22 protein-coding genes are annotated in these 25,668 nt (G+C 64.9%); 11 read left to right on the forward strand and 11 right to left on the reverse strand.

Annotated features, from left to right (window positions below; genetic code table 11):
• Window positions 1–5: 5 nt before the first annotated feature.
• On the reverse strand, window positions 6–866 hold the full coding sequence (locus tag NVV90_RS02060) for a methylenetetrahydrofolate reductase (protein ID WP_258439541.1): 861 nt from the start codon (window positions 864–866) through the stop codon (window positions 6–8).
• A gap of 198 nt (window positions 867–1,064) precedes the next feature.
• Between NVV90_RS02060 and NVV90_RS02065 the strand changes: the two genes are divergently transcribed.
• Complete coding sequence (locus NVV90_RS02065; protein WP_258441039.1) at window positions 1,065–1,736, forward strand: GntR family transcriptional regulator; 672 nt, start codon at window positions 1,065–1,067, stop codon at window positions 1,734–1,736.
• A gap of 59 nt (window positions 1,737–1,795) precedes the next feature.
• On the opposite strand, the gene NVV90_RS02070 is transcribed toward NVV90_RS02065, so the two are convergent.
• From NVV90_RS02070 to purU, 4 genes are all read right to left on the reverse strand, one after another.
• Complete coding sequence (locus tag NVV90_RS02070; RefSeq protein WP_258439542.1) at window positions 1,796–2,671, reverse strand: bifunctional 5,10-methylenetetrahydrofolate dehydrogenase/5,10-methenyltetrahydrofolate cyclohydrolase; 876 nt, start codon at window positions 2,669–2,671, stop codon at window positions 1,796–1,798.
• On the reverse strand, window positions 2,668–3,294 hold the full coding sequence (locus tag NVV90_RS02075; RefSeq protein WP_258439543.1) for a cyclodeaminase/cyclohydrolase family protein: 627 nt from the start codon (window positions 3,292–3,294) through the stop codon (window positions 2,668–2,670). Before NVV90_RS02075 ends, NVV90_RS02070 begins: the two co-directional genes overlap by 4 nt.
• 105 nt (window positions 3,295–3,399) lie before the next feature.
• Window positions 3,400–5,892, reverse strand: coding sequence for an FAD-dependent oxidoreductase (locus NVV90_RS02080; protein ID WP_258439544.1), 2,493 nt, complete (start codon window positions 5,890–5,892; stop codon window positions 3,400–3,402).
• A 48-nt stretch (window positions 5,893–5,940) separates the two neighbouring features.
• Window positions 5,941–6,855: a formyltetrahydrofolate deformylase gene (purU, locus tag NVV90_RS02085; RefSeq protein WP_258439545.1), complete on the reverse strand. Its 915-nt coding sequence runs from the start codon at window positions 6,853–6,855 to the stop codon at window positions 5,941–5,943.
• A gap of 121 nt (window positions 6,856–6,976) precedes the next feature.
• On the opposite strand from purU, the gene NVV90_RS02090 reads away from it, so the two are divergent.
• Together NVV90_RS02090 and pdxS are read left to right on the forward strand one after the other, a co-directional pair.
• Entirely contained in the window at window positions 6,977–7,657 is a 681-nt protein-coding gene (locus tag NVV90_RS02090; protein ID WP_258439546.1) for a GntR family transcriptional regulator, read from the forward strand.
• Window positions 7,658–7,887: 230 nt separating this feature from the next.
• Complete coding sequence (gene pdxS / locus NVV90_RS02095) at window positions 7,888–8,736, forward strand: pyridoxal 5'-phosphate synthase lyase subunit PdxS (protein WP_309304088.1); 849 nt, start codon at window positions 7,888–7,890, stop codon at window positions 8,734–8,736.
• Window positions 8,737–9,076: 340 nt separating this feature from the next.
• Here the strand turns inward: pdxS and NVV90_RS02100 are convergent, their stop codons facing one another.
• Window positions 9,077–10,009: a LysR family transcriptional regulator gene (locus tag NVV90_RS02100; RefSeq protein ID WP_258439547.1), complete on the reverse strand. Its 933-nt coding sequence runs from the start codon at window positions 10,007–10,009 to the stop codon at window positions 9,077–9,079.
• A gap of 169 nt (window positions 10,010–10,178) precedes the next feature.
• Between NVV90_RS02100 and NVV90_RS02105 the strand changes: the two genes are divergently transcribed.
• On the forward strand, window positions 10,179–11,483 hold the full coding sequence (locus NVV90_RS02105; protein ID WP_258439548.1) for an aromatic ring-hydroxylating dioxygenase subunit alpha: 1,305 nt from the start codon (window positions 10,179–10,181) through the stop codon (window positions 11,481–11,483).
• Window positions 11,480–12,895 (forward strand): ferredoxin reductase, encoded by a 1,416-nt coding sequence (locus NVV90_RS02110; RefSeq protein WP_258439549.1) that lies wholly within the window; start codon window positions 11,480–11,482, stop codon window positions 12,893–12,895. The genes NVV90_RS02105 and NVV90_RS02110 overlap by 4 nt, the downstream gene beginning before the upstream one ends.
• Window positions 12,896–12,991: 96 nt before the next feature.
• Here NVV90_RS02110 and NVV90_RS02115 read toward each other — a convergent pair whose 3' ends face one another.
• The gene (locus NVV90_RS02115) at window positions 12,992–15,145 is read right to left on the reverse strand and encodes a glycogen debranching N-terminal domain-containing protein (protein ID WP_258439550.1); all 2,154 of its coding nucleotides are present in this window, start codon (window positions 15,143–15,145) and stop codon (window positions 12,992–12,994) included.
• A 231-nt stretch (window positions 15,146–15,376) separates the two neighbouring features.
• Here NVV90_RS02115 and NVV90_RS02120 point away from each other — a divergent pair, with 231 nt between their 5' ends.
• From NVV90_RS02120 to NVV90_RS02135, 4 genes are all read left to right on the forward strand, one after another.
• Window positions 15,377–16,876 carry a CoA-acylating methylmalonate-semialdehyde dehydrogenase gene (locus NVV90_RS02120; protein WP_258439551.1) on the forward strand — a complete coding sequence of 500 codons (1,500 nt, stop codon included), beginning with the start codon at window positions 15,377–15,379 and terminating at the stop codon, window positions 16,874–16,876.
• A complete protein-coding gene (locus NVV90_RS02125) occupies window positions 16,876–17,964 on the forward strand; it encodes an enoyl-CoA hydratase/isomerase family protein (RefSeq protein ID WP_258439552.1) in 1,089 nt (362 codons plus the stop codon). Before NVV90_RS02120 ends, NVV90_RS02125 begins: the two co-directional genes overlap by 1 nt.
• Window positions 17,961–18,890, forward strand: coding sequence for a 3-hydroxyisobutyrate dehydrogenase (gene mmsB, locus NVV90_RS02130; RefSeq protein ID WP_258439553.1), 930 nt, complete (start codon window positions 17,961–17,963; stop codon window positions 18,888–18,890). The genes NVV90_RS02125 and mmsB overlap by 4 nt, the downstream gene beginning before the upstream one ends.
• Before the next feature lie 74 nt (window positions 18,891–18,964).
• Window positions 18,965–19,744: an enoyl-CoA hydratase gene (locus NVV90_RS02135; RefSeq protein WP_258441041.1), complete on the forward strand. Its 780-nt coding sequence runs from the start codon at window positions 18,965–18,967 to the stop codon at window positions 19,742–19,744.
• Window positions 19,745–19,820: 76 nt separating this feature from the next.
• Here the strand turns inward: NVV90_RS02135 and NVV90_RS02140 are convergent, their stop codons facing one another.
• From NVV90_RS02140 to NVV90_RS02155, 4 genes are all read right to left on the reverse strand, one after another.
• Window positions 19,821–20,753 (reverse strand): hypothetical protein, encoded by a 933-nt coding sequence (locus tag NVV90_RS02140; RefSeq protein ID WP_258439554.1) that lies wholly within the window; start codon window positions 20,751–20,753, stop codon window positions 19,821–19,823.
• Between the two features lie 8 nt (window positions 20,754–20,761).
• Complete coding sequence (locus NVV90_RS02145) at window positions 20,762–22,132, reverse strand: hypothetical protein (RefSeq protein ID WP_258439555.1); 1,371 nt, start codon at window positions 22,130–22,132, stop codon at window positions 20,762–20,764.
• 339 nt (window positions 22,133–22,471) lie between these two features.
• The gene (locus tag NVV90_RS02150; RefSeq protein WP_258439556.1) at window positions 22,472–23,353 is read right to left on the reverse strand and encodes an AfsA-related hotdog domain-containing protein; all 882 of its coding nucleotides are present in this window, start codon (window positions 23,351–23,353) and stop codon (window positions 22,472–22,474) included.
• A 31-nt stretch (window positions 23,354–23,384) separates the two neighbouring features.
• Window positions 23,385–23,978 (reverse strand): TetR/AcrR family transcriptional regulator, encoded by a 594-nt coding sequence (locus NVV90_RS02155; RefSeq protein WP_258439557.1) that lies wholly within the window; start codon window positions 23,976–23,978, stop codon window positions 23,385–23,387.
• A gap of 71 nt (window positions 23,979–24,049) precedes the next feature.
• On the opposite strand from NVV90_RS02155, the gene NVV90_RS02160 reads away from it, so the two are divergent.
• Both NVV90_RS02160 and NVV90_RS02165 read left to right on the forward strand, forming a co-directional pair.
• Complete coding sequence (locus tag NVV90_RS02160) at window positions 24,050–24,370, forward strand: saccharopine dehydrogenase NADP-binding domain-containing protein (protein ID WP_258439558.1); 321 nt, start codon at window positions 24,050–24,052, stop codon at window positions 24,368–24,370.
• A gap of 249 nt (window positions 24,371–24,619) precedes the next feature.
• Window positions 24,620–25,081, forward strand: coding sequence for a hypothetical protein (locus tag NVV90_RS02165; RefSeq protein ID WP_258439559.1), 462 nt, complete (start codon window positions 24,620–24,622; stop codon window positions 25,079–25,081).
• Window positions 25,082–25,668: the final 587 nt, after the last annotated feature.

A 25,668-nucleotide genomic window follows, 5' to 3' on the forward strand; every position in this document is an offset into this window, starting at 1 on the left:
TCCCTTCAGATCGTGGCGGGGTAGGCAGGATTGGCGGGCAGTGCGCCGGGTTTAGGTACGGGCAGGCTGCCCAGCATGCCCGGCAAGCGGTGGAGGTTGTTGAAGGTGTAGACATGGAAGCCCGCAAACAGCGGGTCATTGCCAAGGCGTTGGTGGATTTGCCGGATGAGCCGGTTGCTGTCGTAGTGCAGGAAATCGCCTTGCCGCCATAGGGCCCTTGCCATGCCTGTGCCTCGCGCCAACTTGAGGGAACGGCCAACGCCAAGGCGCGCACCCAAGGCGAGCAGCTTCTTGATGGAGACCGGTCCCGGGACCCCTACCCAGACCGGAAGCTCAACACCGCTGCTGCGGAGGGTCGCAAGATAATCGGAGATCGCGTCCGCGGAGAAGCACATTTGCGTGACCATGGACGAGGCCATTGCTGCCTTTGCGTCCAGGCTGCGGGTCAGCTCCGCAGCGCCGAGCACTGGATGGCCTTCCGGGTAGCCGGCAATGCCCACTGAGAATTCCGGTGAGAAAGCCTTGACGTCTTCCAAGAGCTGGCCGCTCCAGGAGTAGGGGCCAGTTGGAGTGCGGCGGTCGCCGGCCACGAGAAAGAGTTCAGAGATGCCGGCATCCTGGAGCTGGCCCAGGAAGGAATGCAGCTCAGCCTGGCTCGCGATGCTGCGGGCCGCCAGGTGCGGAACCGTGTGATATCCGAGCTGGGCCAGCTCGATCGACGCCGCTACCGTCCTCGCAGGGCCGTGGTGTGGAAGGCACGTCACGCTCAGCGAACCCGGAGCCTTGTACATAAGGGGGAGTTGGCTCAGCAGCTCGGCGGACGGGACAACCTCCAGCCGCACCGATGCAACAGGTTCCGTGCTCATTGCACTCCGTTCCTTGGCTGTTAAGAACTGCCCCATTTCGCCGGACGGCGTCTTTCGGGAGGCTTCGGGTTGTTGACATTCTTATGCTGTCGTATTGATATATCAGTTCTAGGAATAGTATGTACACGGAGCGTGTGCGTCAAGGCTCTGTCACACAGCGGAAGGGACCCGGAAGTGAAAAGCAGCGGCGAAATAACGGTGCAAACCGGAGGCGGGGATCTGCCGGCCAGGGAGGCCGAGGAATCCTACGCCGACTATGCCTATCGTGTGCTGTGCGATGAACTGATCGTCCTGGATATCAAGCCCGGCGAGCCTCTGAACGACGACGTGATCTCCCGAAGGCTCGGTGTTGGCAGGACGCCCATCCGGGAAGCCATGAAGCGACTCGAGAGCGACCACCTGGTGGTGGCTTACCCGCGCCGTGGGACATTCGCCGCAGGGGTGGACATTACGGATCTCGCCGAGATCTCCGAGATCCGCCAGCTGCTTGAACCTGCAGCGTCGGCCCGTGCCGCAAGGATGGCATCGCCCAAGACCAGGCAGGAGCTGAAGGAGTTCGCCCGTGAGGTGGATCAGCTCTTGGAGAGGCAGCTGGGGCAGCGGGACCTGATGCGGCTGGACATGCGCGTGCACCGGACGATTTACCGGGCCACTGGTAGCCGGCACATGGAGGACGTCCTGATCCGCTATGACAACCTGGCAACCCGCATTTGGAGCCTGGTGCTGGAAAAGCTGCCGCCGGTATCCGAACACATCGCGCAGCACATCGAGTTGCTTGACTGCATCGCGGACGGGGACGTTGACGCCGCCGCGCAACTGACCACCAAGCACGTCGCTGATTTCGAGAAACTGATCCGGTCTGTTCTGTAGCCGACTAACTGTGCAGCCCCGAAATGAGCCGGTCCAGCGGGACCGGCTCATTTCCATGGTCAACCTGCGGTTGCCCGGACCAGGGATCGCGACTGTTCCCGCGCAGCCTCCACCGTGTGCAGGAGCAGCAACGCTGTGGTTACTGAGCCGACGCCGCCAGGAACCGGCGTCAGCGCGGCCGCCACGCCGGTGACACTGGCCTCGTCAACATCCCCCACGAGTGAACCGTCGGCAAGGACGTTCGTGCCGACGTCGATCACTACCGACTTCGGCGAGACGTGGCTGCCGGTCAGCAGCCCGGTGCGCCCCGCGGCAACAACCACGACGTCGGCTGGCCGTGTATACGTCTCCAGCGGGCCTGAGCGGGAGTGGCAGACAGTGACGGCGGCGTCCTTTGCGAGGAGCAGCAGGGACAGCGGTTTGCCCACTACCGCTGAACGCCCGACGACGACGACGTTCCGTCCCGCGACTGGAACCTCGAAGTGGTCCAGCAACTCGATGACGGCCCGCGCGGTAGCCGGCGCGAAGGCGGGCTGACCCACAGCCAGCCGTCCGAGGCTGAGGGGGTTGGCGCCGTCGATGTCCTTTTCCGGGGCGATGTGACCCACCAGTTCATCGGCACTGACCCCGGCAGGAAGGGGAGTCTGAAGAATAATGCCGTTGACGGTCGGCTCGGCGCTCAGGTCCTTCAGGACACTGGCCAGCACTTGCTCCGTGGCATCGTGTCCCAGATCAAGGATCCGGCAGCCGATCCCCGCGCGCTCGGCTGCGCGCTCAATGGACCGGACGTACCAGTGCGTGGACTCATCGTCAGTTGCCACCACCACGGCGAGGGAAGGCCGCAGGCCCTCGCTCTCAAGGAGCCGGGCCTGGTCCTGGGCCCTCTGCTGAATAAGGCCGGCCAGCCCCTTTCCGGAAAGCACTGCCGTGTTCACGCGAGGATCCTTTCGCGTACGCGCCTGGCGAGGGAGTCCGCTGCCAGGACCACCTTCTCCTCGATCCCGTCGGTCTGCTCGGCCAAACGGGCGCGGGCGGCGACATCCTTCACAGCCACGACGTTGATATCGATATTGACCCGGGCCGTGGTGGCTGCGGCGCGGGCGGCATCGGCGGCTGCAGCGACGTCGCTGATCACGTTGACGTTTGCGACGTCGAAGAGTTCCGTTGCGAGGCCCACCACTTCCCCGGCGAGCTTGATGAGCGTTGCAGGGGTTTGGGCGGCCTGGACCAGAGCATCCTTGATGGCTGCGCTGCGTGCGGTTTTGAGTTCGTCAGTCCCGGACGGGAGCTGGTAGGAATCGATAACGCCCTGGAAAGCGTGTTCGTCGGCGTCCGCGAGGCGCAATGCCTCGACGATCAGGTGGTCGGCGGCCTTGACGATCCTGCCGACGAGTTCAGCGTGCTGCGCATACTTTTCACCGGTGGTGTACCTGGCCACCATGGCAACCAGGGCGGCACCCTGGGCCGCGTGAAGCGCGGCGGCGGCTCCGCCGCCTGGGGTGGGCTGACGTGAAGCGAGCCTGGAGAGGTAGTCGTTGATTGTTTCTGAACTGATCATGGGTCTTCCTGGGCGGGCTGAAGAAGAAGGAGGTAAGGCAGCGGCCCGGACTCGGTTGCGAGGAGATGAGTCCGGGCCGCTGGCCATTTAGGGTCCGGCAGGCCGTTAGCCGCGGAGCCTGCTCATGGTGGGGTCGTACAGCGGGTCTGCGGTAACCGTCGCCTGGATGCGGCGTCCGAAGTACTCGATCTCCACCGAGTCGCCCAGCGAGACTGCAGCCGGGAGATACGCGTAGGCGATTGGCTTGTTCACGGTGTAGCCGTAGGCGGCGCTGGTGACGTATCCGACTGCCTGGTCCTTGTAGAACACCGGTTCCTTGCCCAGCACGAGGCTACGGCCGTCGTCGACCGTCAAGCAGCGCAGGCGACGGGCGGAGCCTTCCTCCGTGCGTCCTTCCAAGGCGGCCTTTCCGATGAAGTTTTCCTTGGTCATCTTCACGGCGAACGCAAGGCCTGCTTCGAAGGGGTCGTGCTCGGTGGTCATGTCCGTGCCCCAGGAGCGGTAGCCCTTCTCGAGACGGAGGGAGCTGAAGGCGGCGCGGCCTGCGGCGATGACGCCGAAGGGCTGGCCGGCCTTCCACAGCGCATCCCAAAGGCGCTGTCCGTTGTCTGCGCTCGTGTAGAGCTCCCAGCCGAGTTCGCCCACGTAGGACAGACGCATTGCCGTGACGGTGACGCCGCCGATGGTTACCTTCTTGGCCCGGAAGTAGCGCAGGCCGTCGTTGGAGAAATCATCGCTGCTGATTGTGCTGATGAGGTCCCGGGCGAGAGGGCCCCACAGACCGATGCAGCAGGTACCGCCGGTGGTGTCGCGCACCTGGACCCAGTCCTCGGCTCCACCGCTTTCGGTCTGGTGACGGGCGGCCCGCTCGAAGTAGGCGGTGTCGATGTTGCCGTTGGCGCCCAGCTGGAAGGTGTCCTCGTCCAGGCGGGCCACCGTGATGTCGCTTCGGATGCCGCCGGCCTCGTCCAGGAGCAGGGTGTAAGTAACGGCGCCGGGCTTCTTGGCGAGGTCGCCCGTGGTCAGTTCCTGCAGCAGCTTCAGGGCACCGGGGCCGGAAACTTCCAGGCGCTTCAGCGGCGTCATGTCGTACATGGCAACTGCCGTACGGGTCTTCCACGCCTCCGCCGCAGCGATGGGGGAACTGAACATCCCGGACCAGGCATCACGGGCCGGCGGCTGCCACTCGTCCGGCATTTCCTTGAGCAGCTCGGCGTTCGCTTCGAACCAGTAGGGGCGTTCCCAGCCGGCACCTTCCAGGAAGTAGCCACCCAGCTGCTTGTGGCGGGCGTGGAAGGGGCTCACCCGCAGGTTGCGGGGGGACAGCTTGGGCTGGAGCGGGTGCAGGACATCATAGATTTCCACGAAGTTCTGCTGTGAGGTCTCGCTGACGTATTCCGGTGTCAGTTGGACCTCCTCGAAGCGGTGGATGTCGCAGTCGCCCAGATCGATCTGGGACTTTCCGTCCACGAGCAATTCGGCGACTGCCCGGGCAATGCCGGCGGAGTGGGTCACCCACACGGCCTCGGCCACGAAGAAGCCATCCAGTTCCTTGGACTCGCCTACCAACGAACCGCCGTCAGGGGTGAAGGAGAAGATGCCGTTGAAGCCATCCTCGATGTCGCTTTCCCGCAGCGCCGGAAGCAACTGCTTGGTGGCTTCCCAGGCAGGGAGGAAGTCCTCCAGCGTGAAGTCCAGACGGGACGGCATGTTGTGTTCGCTGATGCTCTCCGGTGCATACGTGCCCAGTTCGTCCAGGTCCACGGGCATGGGGCGGTGTGCGTAGGAGCCGATGCCGTAACGATCGCCGTGCTCGCGGTAGTAGAGGTCCTGGTCCTGGTGGCGAAGGATAGGCAGCCGGGCGCCGTTGGGGAGCTCGTTCTTGCCCTGCTGCGCGGGGACCGGAGTGGTCTTGACGTACTGGTGGGCCAGCGGGAGGAGCGGCACGGACATGCCGATCATTTCGCCGATCTTGGCTCCCCAGAAGCCGGCGCAGGAAACCACGATGTCGGCGGGGATGACGCCGTCGGCCGTCTGGACGCCGGTAACGCGGCGACCGGACTGTTCGATGCCGGTGACTTCGGTGTTGCCGATGTACTTGACGCCTGCTGCTTCTGTGCGCTTGATGAGCAACTGGACTGCGCGGGCGGCGAGTGCCAGGCCGTCACTGGGGACGTGGAGTCCACCCAGGATCCCTTCTTCGTTCAGGAGCGGGTACAGCTCCTTGCACTCCTCGCGGGAAAGGAGTTTGCCTTCGATGCCCCACGAGGCTGCGTAGCCGAGCTTGCGCTTCAGGTCGGCGAGTCGGGTCTCGGTGGTGGCAACTTCGAGGCCGCCCACCTGGTTGAAGCAGCTCTGGCCATCCTCGGTGAGGGACAGCAGCTTTTCCACGGTGTACTTGGCGAACAACGCCATGGACTTGGAAGGGTTCGTCTGGAAGACCAGGCCGGGGGCGTGGGACGTGGAGCCCCCGGGCATGTTCAACGGCCCCTGGTCCAGGACGGTGATGTTGTTCCAACCGCGGGTGACCAGTTCGTCGGCGAGGTTGGTGCCGACAATTCCGGCGCCGATGATGACAATGCGGGGCGTCGATGTCATGAAAGTTTCTCCTGCTGAAAGTTCGTGTGCGGACTGGTGTGGTGGTGCTTACCGGAAAACGACGGTGCTGGTTTGGTCCAGCAGCACGCGGTGTTCACAGTGCCACCGGACGGCGCGGGACAGTGCCAGGGCTTCTGCATCCTGTCCCACCGTTGAGAGCGCGTTGGGGCCGTAGCTGTGGTCCACGCGGATGACTTCCTGCTCGATGATCGGACCCTCGTCGAGGTCCGCCGTCACGTAGTGTGCGGTTGCTCCAACCAGCTTCACGCCGCGGTCGTAGGCCTGGTGGTAGGGGCGTGCACCCTTGAAGCCCGGCAGGAACGAGTGGTGGATGTTGATGGCGCGGCCCTCCAGGGCACGGCACAGATCGTTCGAGAGTACCTGCATGTACCGCGCGAGCACTACGAGGTCTGCCTTGTATTCGTCCACGAGTTCCAGGAGCTTTTGCTCCGCTTCTGCTTTGGTGTCCGGGGTGACAGGGATATATACGAAGGGAAGTCCCGCAGCCTCGGCCATCGCGCGGTGGGTTTCGTGGTTGGAGGCAACTACTACGAGGTCACCGCCCAGGCTGCCACCCCGCCAGCGGAAGATGAGGTCATTAAGGCAGTGTCCGAACTTGGACACCATGACCAGCACGCGCTTCTTGGTTTGGTCATGGAAACTGAACTTCATCTCGAAGCGGTCAGCTATGGCGCTGAACTCTTCTTCGAGCCTCTCCGCCGAGTATTCCGGGGAACCGGAAAATGCGGTGCGGAGGTGCAATGTCTGGCGGATGCCATCGTCGAACTGCTGGTGTTCGTCGATGTTGAAGCCGCGTTCAAACAGGAAGGTGGTGACTGCCTGTACGATTCCGGCGCGTTCGACGCACGACAATGTGAGTACGAACTTCTGTGCTTGCTCGTCATTGAGCGCTGCTGGCTGCGGCAGGGTGCTTGTTGGTGAGTCTGTCGCCACGAGGGTCATGTCTCCTCCTTTAGATATATTCCTGAGTCCCGTACTGATATATTAGGATTGGGAATCAGCGTATACTGGTCTCAAGGAGAGGTCAATAGGTTTTTCGGGAACTGCGGAAAGGGCCGGCACTGTGGCATTTGGAACTCTGGCAATCGAGGGCGACACCAGCAGGAAATCCTTGGCCGACGTCGCGTATGAACGCCTGCGCGACCGACTGTTGATGCTGGAAATCAAACCCGGCGATCTCCTCAACGATGACCAACTGGCCAAGGACCTCGGCATTGGGCGCACGCCCGTGCGGGAAGCGTTGAAGCGGCTGGAGCTGGACCGCCTGGTGATTACATACCCGAGGCGGGGGACGTTTGCCACCCGTGTTGAGGTGACGGATCTTGCCTACATTTCCGAGATTCGTGTTCAGCTGGAGCCTCTCGCAGCCGCGCGGGCCGCGCGGGTGGCCACGGAAGCGACCCGGGAACACCTGCGCGACGTCATGCGCGCGGTGGAGGCGTTCGATGTCAGTGCGGCATCGGTGGTTGAAACACTGCGCCTTGACGCCAGCGTTCATCGGGGAATCTATGCGGCTGCTGCGAATCCACACCTGGAGGACGTGCTGATTCGCTACGACAACCTGGCCACGCGTATCTGGTGCATGGTGCTGGACCGGCTGCCGGATCTTGAGCATCATGTGCGCGAGCATCTGGACCTTCTGCGGGCCGTCATCGATGGGGATGAAGAACAAGCTGCCGAACTTGCCCGCGTCCATGTCAGCGGCTTCGAGCGCGCCGTCCGTCAGGCACTCTTCGCCGCCTAGGGGCCGCTTTCGCACTCTGGGTGGTTGACTGCGCGCCGGGCTGATTGCATACTGGACCTCTCACTAATATATCACCCGGATATCAGATGGCCTTGGCATCTGACCCGCCATTCGATCCGGGCGCCTGTGATGCAATCTCAGCCCTTCAGCCCTCGGAGTATCGCGTGACTACAAGACCCCGCCTTTTCGAACACATTCCGCTCACGGGCAGCAGTCGCGTCAAGCGGGGCATGGCTGAGATGTTGAAGGGCGGCGTCATCATGGACGTCGTCAACGTCGAGCAGGCCCGCATCGCCGAGGATGCCGGTGCCGTGGCGGTCATGGCGCTCGAGCGCGTCCCGGCCGACATCCGCGCCCAGGGTGGCGTGTCCCGCATGTCCGATCCGGACATGATCGACGCGATCATCGCTGCCGTGTCCATCCCGGTCATGGCCAAGGCCCGCATCGGGCACTTCGTCGAAGCCCAGGTCCTGCAGTCCCTCGGTGTCGACTACATCGACGAGTCCGAGGTCCTGACCCCGGCCGACTACGTCAACCACATCGACAAGTGGAACTTCACCGTCCCGTTCGTCTGTGGCGCCACCAACCTCGGTGAGGCCCTGCGCCGCATCAACGAGGGCGCGGCCATGATCCGCTCCAAGGGCGAGGCCGGCACCGGCGATGTCTCCAACGCCACGGGCCACATGCGCCAGATCCGTGCCGAGATCGCCAAGCTCGCAGCCCTGCCGGAAGACGAGCTGTACGTTGCGGCCAAGGAACTGCAGGCACCGTACGAGCTGGTCAAGGAAGTTGCCGCTTCCGGCAAGCTCCCCGTGGTGCTCTTCACCGCCGGTGGCATTGCCACCCCGGCTGACGCCGCCATGATGATGCAGCTCGGCGCCGACGGCGTGTTCGTCGGTTCGGGCATCTTCAAGTCCGGCAACCCGGCCCAGCGTGCGGCCGCCGTCGTGAAGGCCACCACGTTCTACGACGACGCCGACGTCATCGCCAAGGTCTCCCGCGGCCTGGGCGAAGCCATGGTGGGCATCAACGTCGACGAAATCCCGCAGCCCCACCGCCTCGCAGAACGCGGCTGGTAGGGCGAAGTGTTGGACATGAAGCCGTTGAAGGCCGTTGATGGCCGCGGTTTGCGGAAGGATTGGGCTAAGTTGACTGGCCACTCGGTTGAGGTGTGGCTCTTGGATGACCATGTCATGACGGGCGTGGTTGAGCAGGCATCGGACGACGACTCTGTCTTGTGGATAGCCGCCACGGGAGCCAGTACGCGGCGACTTTTTGATAAGGCAACCGGATATCAGGTCTGGGTTCTGACCCACCCCGTGGGGGGTCGCTTCACGGATTGATCACGGGCTGGTTTGCCGGCGCCACCCACGGGGGGCGCAAGGCGCCGCCCGGCCCTTCTCCATGATGCATGCGATTTCAGAGATCGTCTTCCGGCCGGGCGGCGAGGATCCGATTGGCTCTGACCTGCAGGATGCCGAGCGACTCCTGGATCAGGGGCGATCCGATGCTGCCCCTGCGGACCGCAGCGACAATGCGGCGCGCGGGCTTCCCCTTGCCGGTAATGCGCAGTCGAACCACGTTTTCGGCATTGTGCAGGGGCGCCAGTCGCGGCAGCAGGCCCACGCCCAGTCCCGCACCCACGAAAGCGATTTGGGTTTCCCATTCGACGGCCTCGTGGGCAATCCGCGGTGTCACCCCGACTGCCGTGAACGCCGCAGTGAATAGGGAATGGTAGGTGGAACCGGCGGCCTCCGTGATCCAGGGTTCGGACGCCAGCTCTTCGAGCGTGACCGTTTCCCGCGATGCCAACGGATGGTCAGCGGGAATGATCACGTCGAGCGGATCGTCGAGCAGGACGGTCTGGTCGAAGCGCGGATCGTCCTCACCATAGGCGTCGGACTGCATGGCAACGATGACTGCGAGGTCGATTCGCTCGGCAACCAACAAGTCGAAGCAGCGGGCCGGGTTGGCCTCGAGTACCTGTACCTCCAGCAGGGGGCGTGTTGAGCGCAGGGTGGCGGCCAGCGGCGCGAGCAACTGGGCGGCCGCCGTGGAGAATCCGCCGAGGCCAAAATGTGACTGCACCTGGTCTCCGGCCTCCATGGCTGCAGCGCGCAGGCTCTCCCATTCGGCAATGAGGGCGTCCGAGCCCGCGACGAGAAAGCGGCCCGTGGCGGTCAGCCGCACACCCCGGCCGTCCTTCGTCAGCAGCTGCATTCCAAGCATGCGCTGGAGCTCCCGCAATTGCGCGGAGACGGCGGAGGGAGAATAACCTGTGAGCTCCGCGGTTGCGCCAACGGTGCCGCACCGGGCAAACACCCGAAGAGTGATGAGCCTTGGATCGATCATGCATCCATCATGCACCAATTGCGCATGGTTATCTCCTAAATATTGCGCTTTTGTTGCAGTTCAATCGTCCCTAATCTCGTACTACGAAGACTTCGATAACGCGGGTTGCGAAGACGCCCCCGCTGTCCCCACGATTCACACATTCACCCAGCCTCCCGGGAGGAACCACATGACTGCCCAAGCGAACCTGCCCCTCAAATCACGCGGAAAGATCGCGTCATCGCTGCCTGCCGAGCAGCTGGCGGAAATCTCCGGGCTGTTCGAGTTCCGCCGGAAGGGCTATTCCCTCGACGCCCCCTTCTACACCGACCCGACGATCTTCAAGATCGACATGGAAGCCATCTTTGGCCAGCACTGGATCTTTGCCGCCAGCGTCGCCGAACTGCCGGAGCCGGGCGACTATGTCACGGTCGACTACGGGCCCTACTCACTGATCGTGCTGCGCAACGACGACGGCGACGTCAACGTCTTGCACAACGTCTGCCGCCACCGCGGCGCCCGAGTCCTGACCGAATCCGCCGGCTCGACCGGAAACCTGGTCTGCGGCTATCACTCCTGGACGTACTCCCCTGACGGCAATTTGATCCATGCCTCGGCTCCAGGGGAAACAAAGTTCGACAAGAGCTGCTTTGCACTCAAGCGTGCCCACAGCCGCGTGGTCGCCGGACTCATCTTCGTCTGCATTGCGGACGAACCGCCGACCGACTTCGACGAGACCTCAAAGATCTTCGAGCCTTACCTCGCGCCCCACGATTTGTCGAAGACGAAGATTGCCTACCAGCAGAACATCATCGAGGAAGGCAACTGGAAGCTCGTCATGGAGAACAACCGTGAGTGCTACCACTGCGACGGCCACCCGGAGCTCGCCTGCTCCCTCTTCCCGACATGGGGCCTGACGGAGGGCCTGATCCCGGCCCACCTTGAGGAAGTGTGGGACCGCAACAAGGAAGCACAGTCCTCGCTCGAGGAGCGTTGCCGCCGGTATGGCCTTCCCTACGAGGTGGTCGAGGAGCTTGATACGCGCATCGCGGGAATCCGCATCTCCCGGGAATCGCTCGACGGAGAGGGCGAATCGTTCTCGGCAGATGGCCGCAGGCTTTCCAAGAAGCTGCTCGGTGACTTGCCGGACTTCCGCCTTGGCCGCTGCTCAATGCACCTGCAGCCCAACAGCTGGTTCCATTTCCTCGGAGACCACGTCATCACGTTCGGCGTCTTCCCCATCAACGAACACCAGTCACTGGTTCGCACCACCTGGCTGGTGGCTGACGACGCCGTGGAAGGCGTCGACTACGATTTGGAGAAACTCACCTACACCTGGAAGCAGACCAATCTGCAGGACAAGGCGTTCGTGGAGCTGTGCCAGAAGGGCGCCGGCAGCCCCGCCTACGAGCCCGGCCCGTACATGAAGAGCGAATACCAGGTGGAGGCGTTCATCAACTGGTACGTGCAGCGCGTGCAGGAACACTTGGCATGATTGAACTCCTCACTGAGACGGCAATCCAGGAACCACAGCGCATTCGCGGTCTTGAGATGCCGTGGAACAGGGTGATGGGCAGCACCGAGGGACCCGCAGGCGCCGCCCGTGCATTGGGCCCCTGGCATCCGCAGGAGTTCATGGCCGAATGTGTCGAGACCGTTCCCGAGGCGGGCGGCATGATGACCTTCGTGTTCCGCCGCTGCGACGGTGCGCCCCTGGCGTTCCGTGCGGGCCAGTACGTAAACGTCGCCTTTCCAGTGAATGGCGAGGACCAGGATCCGGCGGACCGCAGCTACTCGCTGTCCAGTTCGCCCACAGAGCCGTGGACCTTCAACATCACCGTCAAATGCGACCCCACGGGACTGGTCTCACCGTGGGTGCACGAGAATGTCAAACCCGGCACTGTGCTTGAGATGCTCGGACCGGTCGGGGCATTTCACCTGCCCGACGCCGACCGGAGGGCACGGTACCTCTTGCTGGCCGCCGGCGCAGGCATCACTCCCATCATGTCGATGGTGCGGACCATCCACTCCCTGCCCGGACAGGCTGATGTTGTGGTGCTCTACCACGGATCGGATGCCGGAGGCTTTGCCTTCCACCGGGAGTTGGCCTACATCGCCTCCGTGGACTCGCGCGTCAAGGTCTTCTACTCCCTGGGCGACCGCCGCAAACCCGAGGGGTGGGAAGGGCTCAGCGGAAGGCTGACGGCAGCCATGCTCGACGAGGTGGCACCCGATGCCAACGGCCGCCAGGTCTATGCCTGCGGTCCCGAGGGTTACCTGAACACCGCCACCGAGCTTCTGGGGAAGGTGGGCGTCGACGACACCTCCATCTACATGGAATTCTTCTCGGGAGATCGTCAGACGCTCCTGGAATACCAGGCCGAGCTCGCGCTTGCCGCTGATATTGCTGAGGAAATCGCGGAGGAAATCGCCGATTCCGCCGAGGACTACTTTGAAAGCCAGCCCGCCGCCTTCGGGCTCTACGAACCCGGCTACGACGCCGACGGAACCCTGCAGGCCACAGGGCTGCCGCTGGAAACCGTCGCCCCGGACGTTTCCGGATCGGAAGCCCCCGACGGCGGTTCGGGGACGGCGCCGGAGGCCGACACACCGGATGTCTCGACCTTCGACACGGTGGGAACGGGAAGCCTGATGCTGTCCTTCATGCGCACTGGCATCAATGTGCGGATCGACCCGACCGAACACATCCTCGGCGCGGCCCAACGTGCCGGCGTCAGGATCGGCGCGAACTGCAAGGAAGGCATGTGTGGCTCCTGCAAGGTCGTCAAGCTTTCCGGGGAGGTCGAGATGAACCACCAGGGCGGAATCCGCGCACGGGAAATCGATGCGGGGAAGTTCCTGCCCTGCTGCTCCACCGCGCGGACCGATTTGGTGATCGATGCCTAGCCGCTTCCAGCTGCTCTAGCCGAAAGCCAGCGACTACCGGAGTCCCGCACTGAGGCCAATGCGATGGCCTCGGTGCGGGACTGGACGTTGGGAGGACTAGGTTCCGGGCTTCTGCAGGTGCGCCTGTTCCAACAGCTCCGTAAGCCAAGGCCGCTGCGCGTGGTGGAACGCCAGCCCATCCGGCAGACCCTGGACCGTGGAGTCCGGGCCGGAGATATCGATAGTGACACGGCCATTTCCCATCGGGGCGTTGCTGATGTGCAGCTCACCGTAGGACTCCGGCAAAACTGGGTCCAGCCAGACGCCGCCCAACGAAATGTGGACGTCATAGCGCATGAGGCCCATAACCAGTTGAATGGGCGTGGTGGCGGCCCATGCTTGGGGTGAGCAGGCGGTTGGATAGGGGACCGGTTCGTTGAACTGTTTCCGGTCGAAGCCGCAGAAGAGTTCCGGGAGCCGGCCGCCCGAATACTCGGCGGCTTCCAGCAAGGCTGTGGCGATCCGTTGTGCTTCGTCCACAAATCCGTACCGCAGCAGCCCTTGGACAATCAGGGCGTTGTCGTGCGGCCAGACAGAGCCATTGTGGTAGCTGGCCGGGTTGTAGGCGCCCATGTTGCTTGCCAGTGTCCGGACTCCCCAACCACTGAACATCTCGGGGGACATCAAGTGCTCCACTACGGAGGGGGCTTTGTCCTCATCCACCAAGCCAAACCACAAGCAGTGGCCCATGTTCGAGGCGCAAGCGTCCACAGGCCGCTTGTCGCGGTCCAATGCGACGGCGTAATAGCCCTTGTTCGGAAGCCAAAACTCTTCGTTGAACTTTTGCTTGATGCGGTCCGCGCGCTCCTGAAGCTCCGCGGCCAAGGTGAGGTCGCCGTCGTCGTATGCCATCCAGGCCCGTGACGTATACGCGCCGTGCACGTACGCCTGGACTTCGCACAGCGCCAAGGGCGGCTCCGCGAGGGTGCCATCGGCGAAGTTGATGCCGTCCCAAGAGTCCTTCCATCCCTGGTGGATGAGCCCGTGCACATTGGGGCGACCGTACTCCACAAAGCCATCGCCGTCCCGGTCACCGTAATCGCGGATCCACTCAAGGGCGCGGTCGGCGTTGGGCAGGAGTGCGGAGATGGTGTCCTTGGAGAAGCCCCAGCGGCTGACCGATCCCAGGACAACCACGAAGAGCGGGGTTGCATCAACGCTGCCGTAGTAAGCGGACTTTCCGCCGAGCGCGAGGCCGCTGGAGACGTCGAGCCTCACCTCATGCAGGATCTTGCCCGGTTCTTCCTCGCTGACCGGATCCACAACCGTTCCCTGACGATCGGCCAAGGTACGGAGCGTCCCCAGTGCGAGGGACGGGTCAACGGGCAGCGCCATTTCCGATGCCCAGAGGGAGTCGCGGCCGAACAACGTCATGAACCAGGGAGCGCCGGCGGCCACCACCACCCTGTCCGGATGGTCCGGATCCTGGATCCTGAGGGCGCCGAGGTCCTCGTAGCTGCGCCGCAGGGTCCGCTCGATGGATCGATTGCCCATATGCAGGACGGGGATCTTGTCCACCCACTCTTGCCGACGCCGGTCGCTGGGCGACATTTCCCCGCGCGCTGGATGGACGAAGGGTGCCACGGCGCCATCGACAGTCGGCAAAACGCTCACGCGCGTGCTCCATTGCCCGAAAGGCGGAATCGTGGTCCTGAAGCCCAAGGCCTTGGCGCCGACGCCGGCGCCTTCGCCCCGGATCACCACGCTTTTCCGGACCCCCTCCCACTGCCCCCGGATTTCCAGCGAATCGCTTTCCAGCCGTCGGGTTTCCTTCCACTGGCGCGTGATCCGTGCTTCCTTCACCTCAAAAAGATCCGCGAAATCCGACTCGACTGATAACAAGATCCGGCAATCGGCTGGCTGGGTGGAGTAATTCCGGACGGTGATCTCTTCCAGCATTCCGGCGCCCACCTCACGCAGCCTCTCCACGAGCAAAGGACTGTCCGCGTGCCCGTCGGGCCGGGGCACCCGTCCGGCGAACAGTGCCCTGTACGGTTCCTTGGTCTCGGCAGCCAGGGGTTCCAGCGGCTGGCCGTTGATGGTGAGCTCCCACCGGGACAGGATGCGCGTATCCAAATGGAAGACGCCATGGGGCAGCTCCGGCCGGATGTCACCATTGGCGGAAGAGATGCAGAAGGAGGAGCCTTCAACCAGCGTTACCGTGCCGGACCCAAGCGGTCCGGCGGCCGTATCAGCATTCCATCCAGCCACTTTTTGCTCCTTCAACGGCGTCAGCGTGGATGTGATTGACGGTACGCCGGAGGGCAGGTGGAGGCCAGACCCAGGACCAGACCCGAGACCATGGCGGATGACAAAGGCCCTCTAGAAATTAGTAGGAAGTCCGAGTATATTCGGGATCAGAGATGACCCGGATCACAGCTGGACATGTGTTCCCGAGGCCGACGGCAGGGCACTCACACAGATGCAAAGGAGCATTCCATCATGGTTCAAGAGCTTTCCCATTACGTAGATGGCCAGCGGATCGACGGTACCTCCGGGCGGTTCAGCGATGTCTATGATCCCTGCACGGGTGAGGTGCAGGCGCGGCTTCCCCTGGCCAGCAGGGAAGAGGTGGCCAATGCGGTCGCCAATGCGGAGAAGGGCCAGCTCGAATGGGCCGCCATGAACCCGCAGCGCCGCGGCCGGATCCTGCTCAAGTTCGTGGACCTTGTCAACGAGCACATGGACGAGCTTGCCACCCTGCTCTCCTCCGAGCACGGCAAGACCTTCCCGGATGCCAAGGGCGACATCCAGCGCGGCATTGAAGTGGTGGAGTTCGCCGCCAATGCCCCCCACCTGCTCAAGGGCGAGTTCTCGGACAGCGCCGGGCAGGGCATCGACGTCCATTCGCTGCGGCAGCCTCTCGGCGTCGTCGCCGGCATCACACCCTTCAACTTCCCGGCCATGATCCCGCTGTGGAAGTCCGGCCCGGCGCTCGCTGCCGGCAACGCCTTCATCCTCAAGCCCTCCGAGCGCGACCCCTCCGTGCCGCTGCGCCTGGCCGAACTCTTCACCGAGGCAGGCCTGCCGAACGGCGTCTTCAACGTGGTGAACGGGGACAAGGAAGCCGTGGACGCCCTCCTGGAGGATCCCCGGGTGAAGGCCATCGGATTCGTGGGTTCCACCCCGATCGCACAGTACATCTATGCCACGGCCGCCGCCCACGGCAAGCGTGCCCAGTGCTTCGGCGGCGCCAAGAACCACATGGTGATCATGCCGGACGCGGACCTGGACATGGCCGCCGATGCCCTGATCGGCGCCGGTTTCGGTTCCGCCGGTGAGCGCTGCATGGCCATTTCCGTGGCGGTTCCGGTGGGCGAGGAAACCGCCAACGAACTCGTGGCCAAGCTGCAGGACCGCATCAGGGATCTTAAGGTGGGCCACAGCCTGGACAAGGACTCGGACTTCGGCCCGGTGGTGGCCCGGTCTGCCAAGGAACGGATCGAGGGCTATATCCAGGCCGGCGTGGACCAGGGCGCGACGCTCCTCGCGGACGGCCGCGGCCTCACCGTGGACGGCTACGACGGCGGCTTCTGGGTGGGCCCCACGCTGTTCGACCACGTCACCAAGGACATGTCCATCTACAAGGAGGAGATCTTCGGGCCGGTGCTCAGCGTGCTGCGCGCCGCCGACTACGACGAAGCCCTCCGCCTGTGCAGTGAGCACGAGTTCGGCAACGGCGTGGCGATCTTCACGCGCGACGGCGACTCCGCCCGCGACTTTGCCAGCCGCGTGGAGGTGGGCATGGTGGGCATCAACGTCCCCATCCCCGTGCCGATCGCCTACTACACCTTCGGCGGCTGGAAGGCCTCGGGCTTCGGCGACCTGAACCAGCACGGCGCGGACGCCTTCCGCTTCTACACCAAGACCAAGACGGTCACCACCCGCTGGCCCTCCGGCATCCGCCAGGGCGCCAGCTTCGTGATGCCGGCAGGCAGCTGATGGGGGAGCCGGCCGGGAACGACGTACTCTTCGAGCGCCGCGGGCACCTGGGCGTCGTCACGCTGAACCGCCCGAAGGCCGTCAACGCCCTCACGCTCGGCATGGTCACGGCCATGCTGGAGCAGCTCACCGCCTGGGCCGCCGACGACGCCGTGGCCACCGTCCTGGTGCGCGGCGCCGGGGACCGCGGGCTGTGCGCCGGCGGGGACATCGTGGCCATCTACCAGGACATGGTCGAGGAGGCAGGCCGGGCCCAGGACTTCTGGGCCACCGAGTACCGGCTCAACGCGCTCATCGCCAGCTACCCCAAGCCCTACGTGGCCTTCATGGACGGCCTGGTGCTCGGCGGCGGCGTGGGGGTCTCCGCGCACGGCTCGCTCCGCGTCGTCACCGAGCGGACGCGGACGGGCATGCCGGAAACCACCATTGGATTTGTGCCCGACGTCGGCGGCACGCTCCTGCTCTCCCGCTCGCCGGGGGAGACGGGCACGCATGCCGCCCTCACGGGCGCGCACCTGGACGGGGCAGACGCCCTGTTCCTGGGGCTTGCCGACCACTTTGTGCCGTCCGGCAGTCTCCCGGCACTGGCGGAAGCGCTGGAAAGCGCGACGGCGGACGCCGCCGTCGGGCGCTTCGCCCAGGAACCGCCGGCCTCGGCTCTGGAGGCGCAGCGGGACTGGATCGACGCCGGCTATGCCGGTGACGACGCCGAGGAGATCGTCCGCCGCCTGCGTGCCGCGGGCGGTGACGCGGCGGAGGCCGCCGGCACCATCGAACAGAAGTCGCCCACGGCCGTGAAGGTTGCTCTGGCCTCCCTGCGGCGCGTGCGGGACCTTTCGCTCGAGGAGGCGCTGGACCAGGAATACCGGGTGGGGCTGCGCTTCCTGGCCGGCCACGATTTCCGTGAGGGCATCCGGGCGCAGGTGGTCGAGAAAGACCGCAATCCACGGTGGCGGCCGGCCACGCTCGCAGAGGTGGGCGAGGCCGACGTCGAGGCCTATTTTGAATCCCTGGGCGAACGGGAACTCGGCCTGGGCGGCGTAGGCGCCGGTGCGAACATCTTCAGCCAGTCAAAGGAGCCGAAATGACAGAAAACCCAGCAGTGGACACGGGCACCATCGCCTTCCTGGGGCTCGGGCACATGGGCGGGCCCATGGCGGCCAATCTGATCAAGGCCGGGCACAAAGTGCTGGGCTTCGATCCGGTGCCGGCGGCCGTTGAGGCAGCCAAGGAGCACGGGATTCCCATGGCGGCCTCGGCTGGGCAAGCAGTCAACGGCGCCAACGTGGTGCTGACCATGCTGCCCAGCGGCAAGCACGTCCTGGACGCGTACCGCGGCGTGGACGGGACGCCCGGCCTGCTCTCGGTGGCAGCTCCGGACACCCTGTTCCTGGACTGCTCCACGATCAACGTGGACGAGGCCCGCGAGGCCGCCGCCATCGCGCTCGAGGCGGGCCACCGCTCCGTGGACGCGCCGGTTTCCGGAGGCGTGGTGGGGGCCGAGGCCGGCACCCTGACGTTCATGGTGGGCGCCCTGCCGGAGGACTTCGAGACCGTGAAGCCCATCCTGGAGCTCATGGGCAGGAGGATCGTGCATTGCGGCGACCACGGCGCCGGGCAGGCTGCCAAGGTCTGCAACAACATGATCCTGGGCGTCTCCATGATCGCGGTCAGCGAGGCCTTCGTGCTCGGCGAGAAGCTCGGCCTGACGCACCAGGCCCTGTTCGACGTCGCCTCCAACGCCTCCGGCCAGTGCTGGGCGCTGACCACCAACTGTCCCGTTCCGGGGCCGGTGCCCGCCAGCCCGGCCAACCGGGACTACCAGCCGGGCTTTGCCGGGGCCCTGATGGCCAAGGACCTCCGGCTCGCCGTCAACGCCCTGGAAAGCACCGGCGTCGACGGGAAGATGGGGCTCCTGGCCTCGCAGATCTACGATGCCTTCGCAGCAGAGGGCGGGGCCGGACGCGATTTCTCCGGCATCATCACCGACATCCGCGACAAATCGGGGGCATGACTTTGGCAGCAACGGACATCATCGAGCAGACTCGGACGAAGGATTCAGAGCGGACTTCAGACGAGGGGCACAGCATGGCGGAGCAGTACGGGAACATCCTGGTGGAACAGCGGGGCCGGGTCGGCCTGGTGACCCTGAACCGTCCGGAAGCGCTCAACGCGCTGAACCTGGCGCTGATGGAGGAGCTCGTTGCAGCCGTCACCTCCATGGACGCCGATCCCGGGATCGGTGCCGTGGTGATCACCGGCTCCGCCAAGGCCTTTGCGGCCGGGGCGGACATCAAGGAGATGCAGTCCAAGGGCTACATGGAAATGTACGCGGCGGACTGGTTCCGGGGCTGGGAGAATCTGACCCGCCTGCGCATTCCCGTAGTGGCTGCGGTGTCCGGCTTTGCCCTGGGCGGCGGCTGCGAACTGGCCATGATGTGCGATTTCATCATCGCCGGAGACAACGCCAAGTTCGGCCAGCCGGAGATCAACCTGGGCGTCATCCCGGGCATGGGCGGCTCGCAGCGCCTTGCCCACGCCGTGGGCAAGGCCAAGGCCATGGACATGGTCCTTACGGGCCGCTTCATGGGCGCCGAGGAAGCCGAGCGCTCGGGCCTGGTGTCCCGCGTGGTGCCGGCCGCCGATGTGGTGGAGGAAGCCTTCAAGGCAGCGGAAGTGATCGCTTCCAAGTCCAAGCCCGTGGCCATGGTGGCCAAGGAAGCCGTCAACACCGCCTTCGAAGTGGGCCTGGCCCAGGGTGTCGTGTTCGAGCGCAGGGTGTTCCACTCCCTGTTCGCCACGGAGGACCAGAAGGAAGGCATGGCCGCCTTCTCCGAGAAGCGGACGCCGGATTTCAAGCACCGCTGACGCCACGGTCCGTCCCCGTGATGGCGGGGACGGACCGTGGCGCCGGTCTTGAGGGGCCGGCCAGGGGCGGGTCGGCTCAGGGGACGGGGATCCGGACGCCGTATCCCCGGTTGCTGCTGTCGCTTGCAAAGATCAGCCCCACCACCTGCATGTCGCTGGTGGCGACAATCGCTGAGCCCGAGTCGCCGTCAATCACCGTGCCCGCGCTGAAACTGATGCAGTTTTCGAACCAGGCCCACCGTCCGGGCAAGAACTCCAGGACAAACTGGCCGCTCTTGCCGGTGATGGTGGCGTTCTGCACGGTGGCCGTCTGCTTGCCGATCCACTTGACGGCCTCATTGAGCAGCGGTGAACGGTAGCCTTTGGGCGTCCCGATCCCGTGGATCGCCGGATCCCCGTCGCTTGCCTTGATGTTGCACCATGCAAAGTCCGTCGAGTTGTAGCTCGGGTTCGGTTGCGAGCGATTCGCATAGGTCACCACGTTCACGTAACCCGCGACGTCGGAGAGGCTGTTTCCCCACAGCGCCCAGTCGGGCTGGTACACGGTGGGTCCACGCGATCCGTTCTCGGAGATGACATGGTTGTTGGTGAGCATCCTGTACCGGCCTCCCCAGACCATGTTCACGCCGAGCGTCCCGGTTGCCTCGCCAAAGAAGCCCGAGGACACGGCCACCTGGTATCCACCCGGCGTGGGGCGGACTTTCTCGTCCAGGATGCTGAGGCGTATTTGGCCTGTCTCAATGACATCGGTGGCGACCTGCTCCACGCGTGGCGGCCCGCCGGCGTCGTCCTGGACATGGACCTCCACGAAGGGCGGCACCATCAGATCGTCGATCCCCAGCTCTTCGGGATCCTTTTTCTTCACCACGTGGACCACCACCGCCAGTTGTTCCGTTTCCTGGCCGTTGACCGTCTTGGGCCCCACCGTGAGGCCCGTGATGTTCTCATGGGAGAGCCACGTGCGCACCGTCAGCAGAATCGGTTCGATCTGCTCCTGTTCGAGGGCCATGGCCGTCCCTATTCCGGGTTGACCAGGGCGATGGTGGTCCCCAGGATGAGGGCCGTCTCCGCCGTCGAGGTCCCCGTGAACGTGCTGGTCGCGGAATCCGCGGTCCACCCGGAGGAGGAACTGCCGCCGCCGCCCTCGAAGCTGAACGGGCCGATCCGCACCCCTGCGGAGAGGTTCCACTTGTTCGAGAAGGACGTGAAGGACGAACTGCTGACCTTGATGGAGAACGATGGCTTGTAGCAGACCACCATGCCCACCTTCTGGACGTCCATGATGCCCCCCGGCCCCCAGACTGCCTTCTCCCCGCTGGCCCCGTACGGGGAGTAGCCGCGGATGAACGGGCCCTCGGCCATGCTCCGGACAAACGCACCGTTGTACCAGCGGCCCGCCCCGATGGAGATGGTGTCCCAGGCCTCGAAGTTCACGTTCACCTCGAGGGAACTGTCCGAGCCGAACTCCTCCACGCGCTCCCAGGAACCGCCGATGTTCACGCTCCAGAAGAAGTTCCCCACCGAGGCACTGCCCCCGGCCCAGGTCTTGCTGTAGTCGTACTCGGCCTGTTCGTTGGCGAAGCCGACGTGTCCGCTGCTGCCGCCCGTGCCCGCCTTGACCTTCTGCAGCCACGTGGTTGCGTCCATGCCCAGGGAGTATCCCGGCACCGCGGGGAAGCCGCTGAGCCCGGGGTCCTGCAGCTTGGTGTAATAGTCCTTGTTGCCGAAGCGCGCCACGGCTTCATTGAGGCCGGGCGTGATGGTCTCGGACAGCAACTGGTTCAGGACGCGCTGCTTGGCCTGGACGGTCTTGTCCGCGGCGTCGAGCTGGGCTGCCCACGGCTTCCCGCCGAAGCTGCCCTGCCACTCCAGGAAGGACGGAACATTGGTGCCGCCCGTCTCCTGCAGGTACGCGTTGCGTGCCTGCGCGTACGTGGTCTGGTAGTCGTTGGTGGCGATGTTCAGCACGTTCCGTGCCTGGCTGATCCGCTCCTCAAGAATCGGATCCGTGGTGTCTGCCGCCAGGACATTGAGCACCTGGCCGTAGGTGTCGTTGAACTCGACGCCCGCGGAGACATAGGCTCCCGTGGCGCTGAACTGCGGAACAGTGGAGCAGAAGTCGTACTGCGCGGCGGAGGTGTAGCCGATGTTGGTGATGGGCCAGTCCCAGGTGAGGAACGGGTAGTTCAGCTGGAAGTTCTCCGGCTTCAGGCCCATCCCGGAAATCATGGCCCCGTAGAGGTGGTTCCAGGCTTTGTCGTTGTCCCCGGCAGTGGCTGCAGTTGGCACGGCGTACTGGCGGGTTGTCGCCAGGGGGTGGTCGGTGGTGGGGATGTCCGTGGCATCCCATTCCAGGTGGTGGAGCATGGAATCAACGGTGTCGCTCATGTCTTGTCACTCCTTGGTATGTCGCATCACGGCCGCCCCTTGGCTGGCGCCGTTGTGATGGTGGAACCACTGAAGTCAGCGGGGCCGTTCCAGGCCTGCTGATGGAGTCCGGCGTGGACCAAACGCGCGCGGATTCTGCTGTTGCCCACAGCCGCTATTGCCCGTGGATCGCCTGCGATCCTGGCTGGTTGGGGACTGGCCGTTTCCCCAACGATGAGGGGTGGCAAGACACTGAAGTGTGAACCCCCATCCACTTGTTGAGTGGTGGTCGCCGGGCTGATGGCGGCTTGGTGGTGCCTGCCATGGCCATTAGATTACGACCCGCTACGTAACGGAATATTAGTGGGGCAGGGACTCCCGGTCAATGGTCCGCGACGCTTCGCCGGCGTGGGCTGTGCCGGCGTCCGGGCCGCTGCAGCGCCCGTCCGCCAGGGACCTGCCGGCCTGGGTGATGGTGACGCGGGTGGCTGCGCTCCCGCACAGCTCCGACACGACCATGACGGGCCCGTTGAACTCCCCGAAAGTCCCGCAATCGATGCGCACATGGACGGGCTCGGATCCCGTGAGTTGCCGGTGTGCCTCCACCATGGCCCGGGCCAGCAGCATGCCGGGCAGGTGGTCGGAAAAATGGTCGAAAATGAAGGAATCTCCCCAGTTCCACACGAGTTCAGACTCAAGCCGTTTGCCGTCACGGCGAACGTTCGCCAGCACCACGTGCAGGGGGCCGGTGCTGTGCTGCTCCACTGCGGGTGCGTTCCTCCGGATGGCCCTGTAGGCGGTGGCGGAAAGGCAGGACAATTGCCCGTGGCCCGCCCCCAGCAGGACGCCGCCCGCACTGTAGCTTGCCTCCAGGGTGAGTTCGCTGACGTGGTCCCGCCGCATCCGTACCGACTGCGTGTTCACGCGGACGGTACCGGCCAACAGGGTTGTCGCGGGGCGGTGCGCGGCCTCCGGCAGCCAGCCAAAATCGAGCACGTTCATGAGCAGTGCCCAGTCCAGGGGAACCTGGCCTTCCAGGTGGGCGTAGGCGATGGCGGTCTGCCGCATGAGCTCCATGCCCAGGATGATCGGGACGCCGTCCGCCGAAGCCTCGCCACCGCCTTCCCCGGGGAGCTGGCCTTCGAATTCCCAGCAGCCTTCGCCAAGCCTTTCCGCCGAGCTCAGCAACACCGCGTCAGCGGATGACTTGTGGACCAGTGTCCTGTCGATGTGGGCCTGCATTGCATCATCTCCCCTAAGACGATTAACGCGATCAAGACGATTGATATCCCAGTGCGTGAAGGGCGCTGGCTACGGTGTTCGAAACCAGCGCATCATCCAGTGGCAGGAGCCCCGGCAGCAGGATCCGCATGACCAAGGGCCCGGTGATCAGGTCACAGATCCACTCAACATCAGCACCTTCGGGGATTTCCCCGCGGCTTTCAGCCCTGCGGATGATGGCAGCCACGGCGGCACGCCGCGGGCCCAGGAACTTCTCGAGGAAGGCCTGCCTCAACTGATCGTTGGTGTGCAGGGAATCCAGGAAGCCCGTGAAGCTGGATGTCACCAGCGGGTCCGCGAAGAGCGCCACTTGCTCGCGCTGGATCGCCTCAAGGTCGGCGGGCAGGCTGCCAAAGTCCATCACCGCATCGAGCTCGGTGGCGAAACGCTCCAAGAGCAGGGCGAGAATGAGGTCGGGAATGCCGTCAAAGCGGCGGTAGAAAGCCGGGCGCGTGGTTCCCGCCCTGGCTGAGACGGCTTCGACCGAGACGGCGCTGAGGCCCCTGTCCAGGATGAGCTCCTCGGCCGCCTTGATCAGGGCAACATCCAGATCAGCGTTCCGTGGCCGCCCCGCGCTCTGCACCATAATGAAGCACAGTGTAGCCAGAGACTTCCGGCGCCATGGTCAGAAACACGGTCACGAGCAGAATGTGGGTGGTGGCTATTCTCATGATCTACGGGTGCGGCGCCGTGGGGATGCGGACCGCGCGGCTCGCAATGGAAGCCGGTGTTGAAGCCGTGATAGGCGGCCGGGACGCTGTCCGGGCGGCTGCCGCGGCCGGATCCCTCGGCCTTGGGTGGCGGACGTCCACGTCCCATGCCGATGCCCTGTCCCGCCTCCTGCAGGGAGTCCGGGTGCTGGTCAACACGGCCGGACCCTTTCACCGCACGGCTCCCGCGCTCGCGAGGGCATGCCTGCGCAGCGGCTGCCACTACCTGGACGTCTCGAATGAGCTCACCACGTTCCGCGACGCGTGATCCCTGGACGCCGAAGCCCAGGAGGCCGGCGTCGCCCTCGTCTCCGGAGCCGGCTTCGCCACCGCTGTGGTGGAGGCGCTCGCGTCCCATGTGCTGCACAGAATCCCCGACGCCGATCAGGTGACGATCGTGCGGTCCTCGCCCCGAGCCGTCCGCAGCGAAGGTGTGCGCCGGACGGCGTCGGCTCTTCTGGCGGCGGGCAATTGGCGGGTCCGGGACGGCGTGTTGGCCCAAGGCCCTAACAGGATCATGGAGTTCGAGCTGCCGGAAGGCCGGCGTTCGGCTGTGCCGATCGGCAGCGGCGAGATGTTCGCCGTCGCGCAGTCCACGGGCGTGCGCAATGTGGCGGCTTACTTCACCACGCGGACTGGCCCGCTGATCTCGCGGCTGGCTGTCCCGCTGGCCCGGACGCTCGCCCGCGCTGGGACCCTTGGCCCACCGCGCGCCGGGCGACAGGGCGCTGGCGGGGAGGGCGCAGGCCAAGGGCCGGCCCGCGCCTCCTCCACGATCTGGGTTGAGGCAACAAACCGCCATGGCGCCGGGGCGGCCGGCTGGGTGCAGGGCTACGGGACCGAGACGACGGCGGTGATCGCCTTGGAGCTTGCGCAGCGTCTGGCCGCCTCGCGGCTCAGCGGCTTCCGGACGTCCGGGCAGGTGCTGGGAGCGGAGTTCACGCTTGGCCTGCCGGGGCTGAAGCTCACGGACATCTGAGGCGTGACGGCGGTTAAAGCTGCCACCTGCCCGGTCCGGGCAGGCGGCACTATGTGGGAGCCGGCGACGGCTGGGGGGTAGAGTCCTGGTCTCTAGGGCTCTTTCGCCGCCGGCTCCGATCTGGGGGCGCTGCTGGCAGCAGATGTGTCCAGCGCGCCGGTTGAAATCCGGTGTCCGCGGCGCCACTGCCCAACGGCCGGGAGGCCGGTGCAGCTTCGGGCTGCGGATTGCCGCATCGGGGAGACCTTCTTCCTTTGCATTTTTTTGGCTGCTTTCAGTGAACCAATCGCAGGGCAGGGTGCACATCCGTAGCCACTACTCGACTTTTGGGCGGCATCGCGGGCGGAACTACGCGGCGGTACTCGGTATTGGGCAAGAGGCGCCGGCAACTACTTGGCGCTACTCGGATGGGCTGCGCCACGTGATGAACCAAATCCTTGAAAACACGGCCGGGAGTTCGCGGGGGCCGGTAGCAGGCGCATGTTCGGCCTTGTCCATGTACTCACATCGCCCGGTTAGCGAAGCTGCGGTGGACGGCTATATCGGGGCGGGCGTAGAGTCCTTCTGCCACCCGACACAAGGAGCCA

It is taken from the genome of Arthrobacter sp. CJ23 (genome assembly GCF_024741795.1).
Classification (GTDB): Bacteria; Actinomycetota; Actinomycetes; order Actinomycetales; family Micrococcaceae; genus Arthrobacter.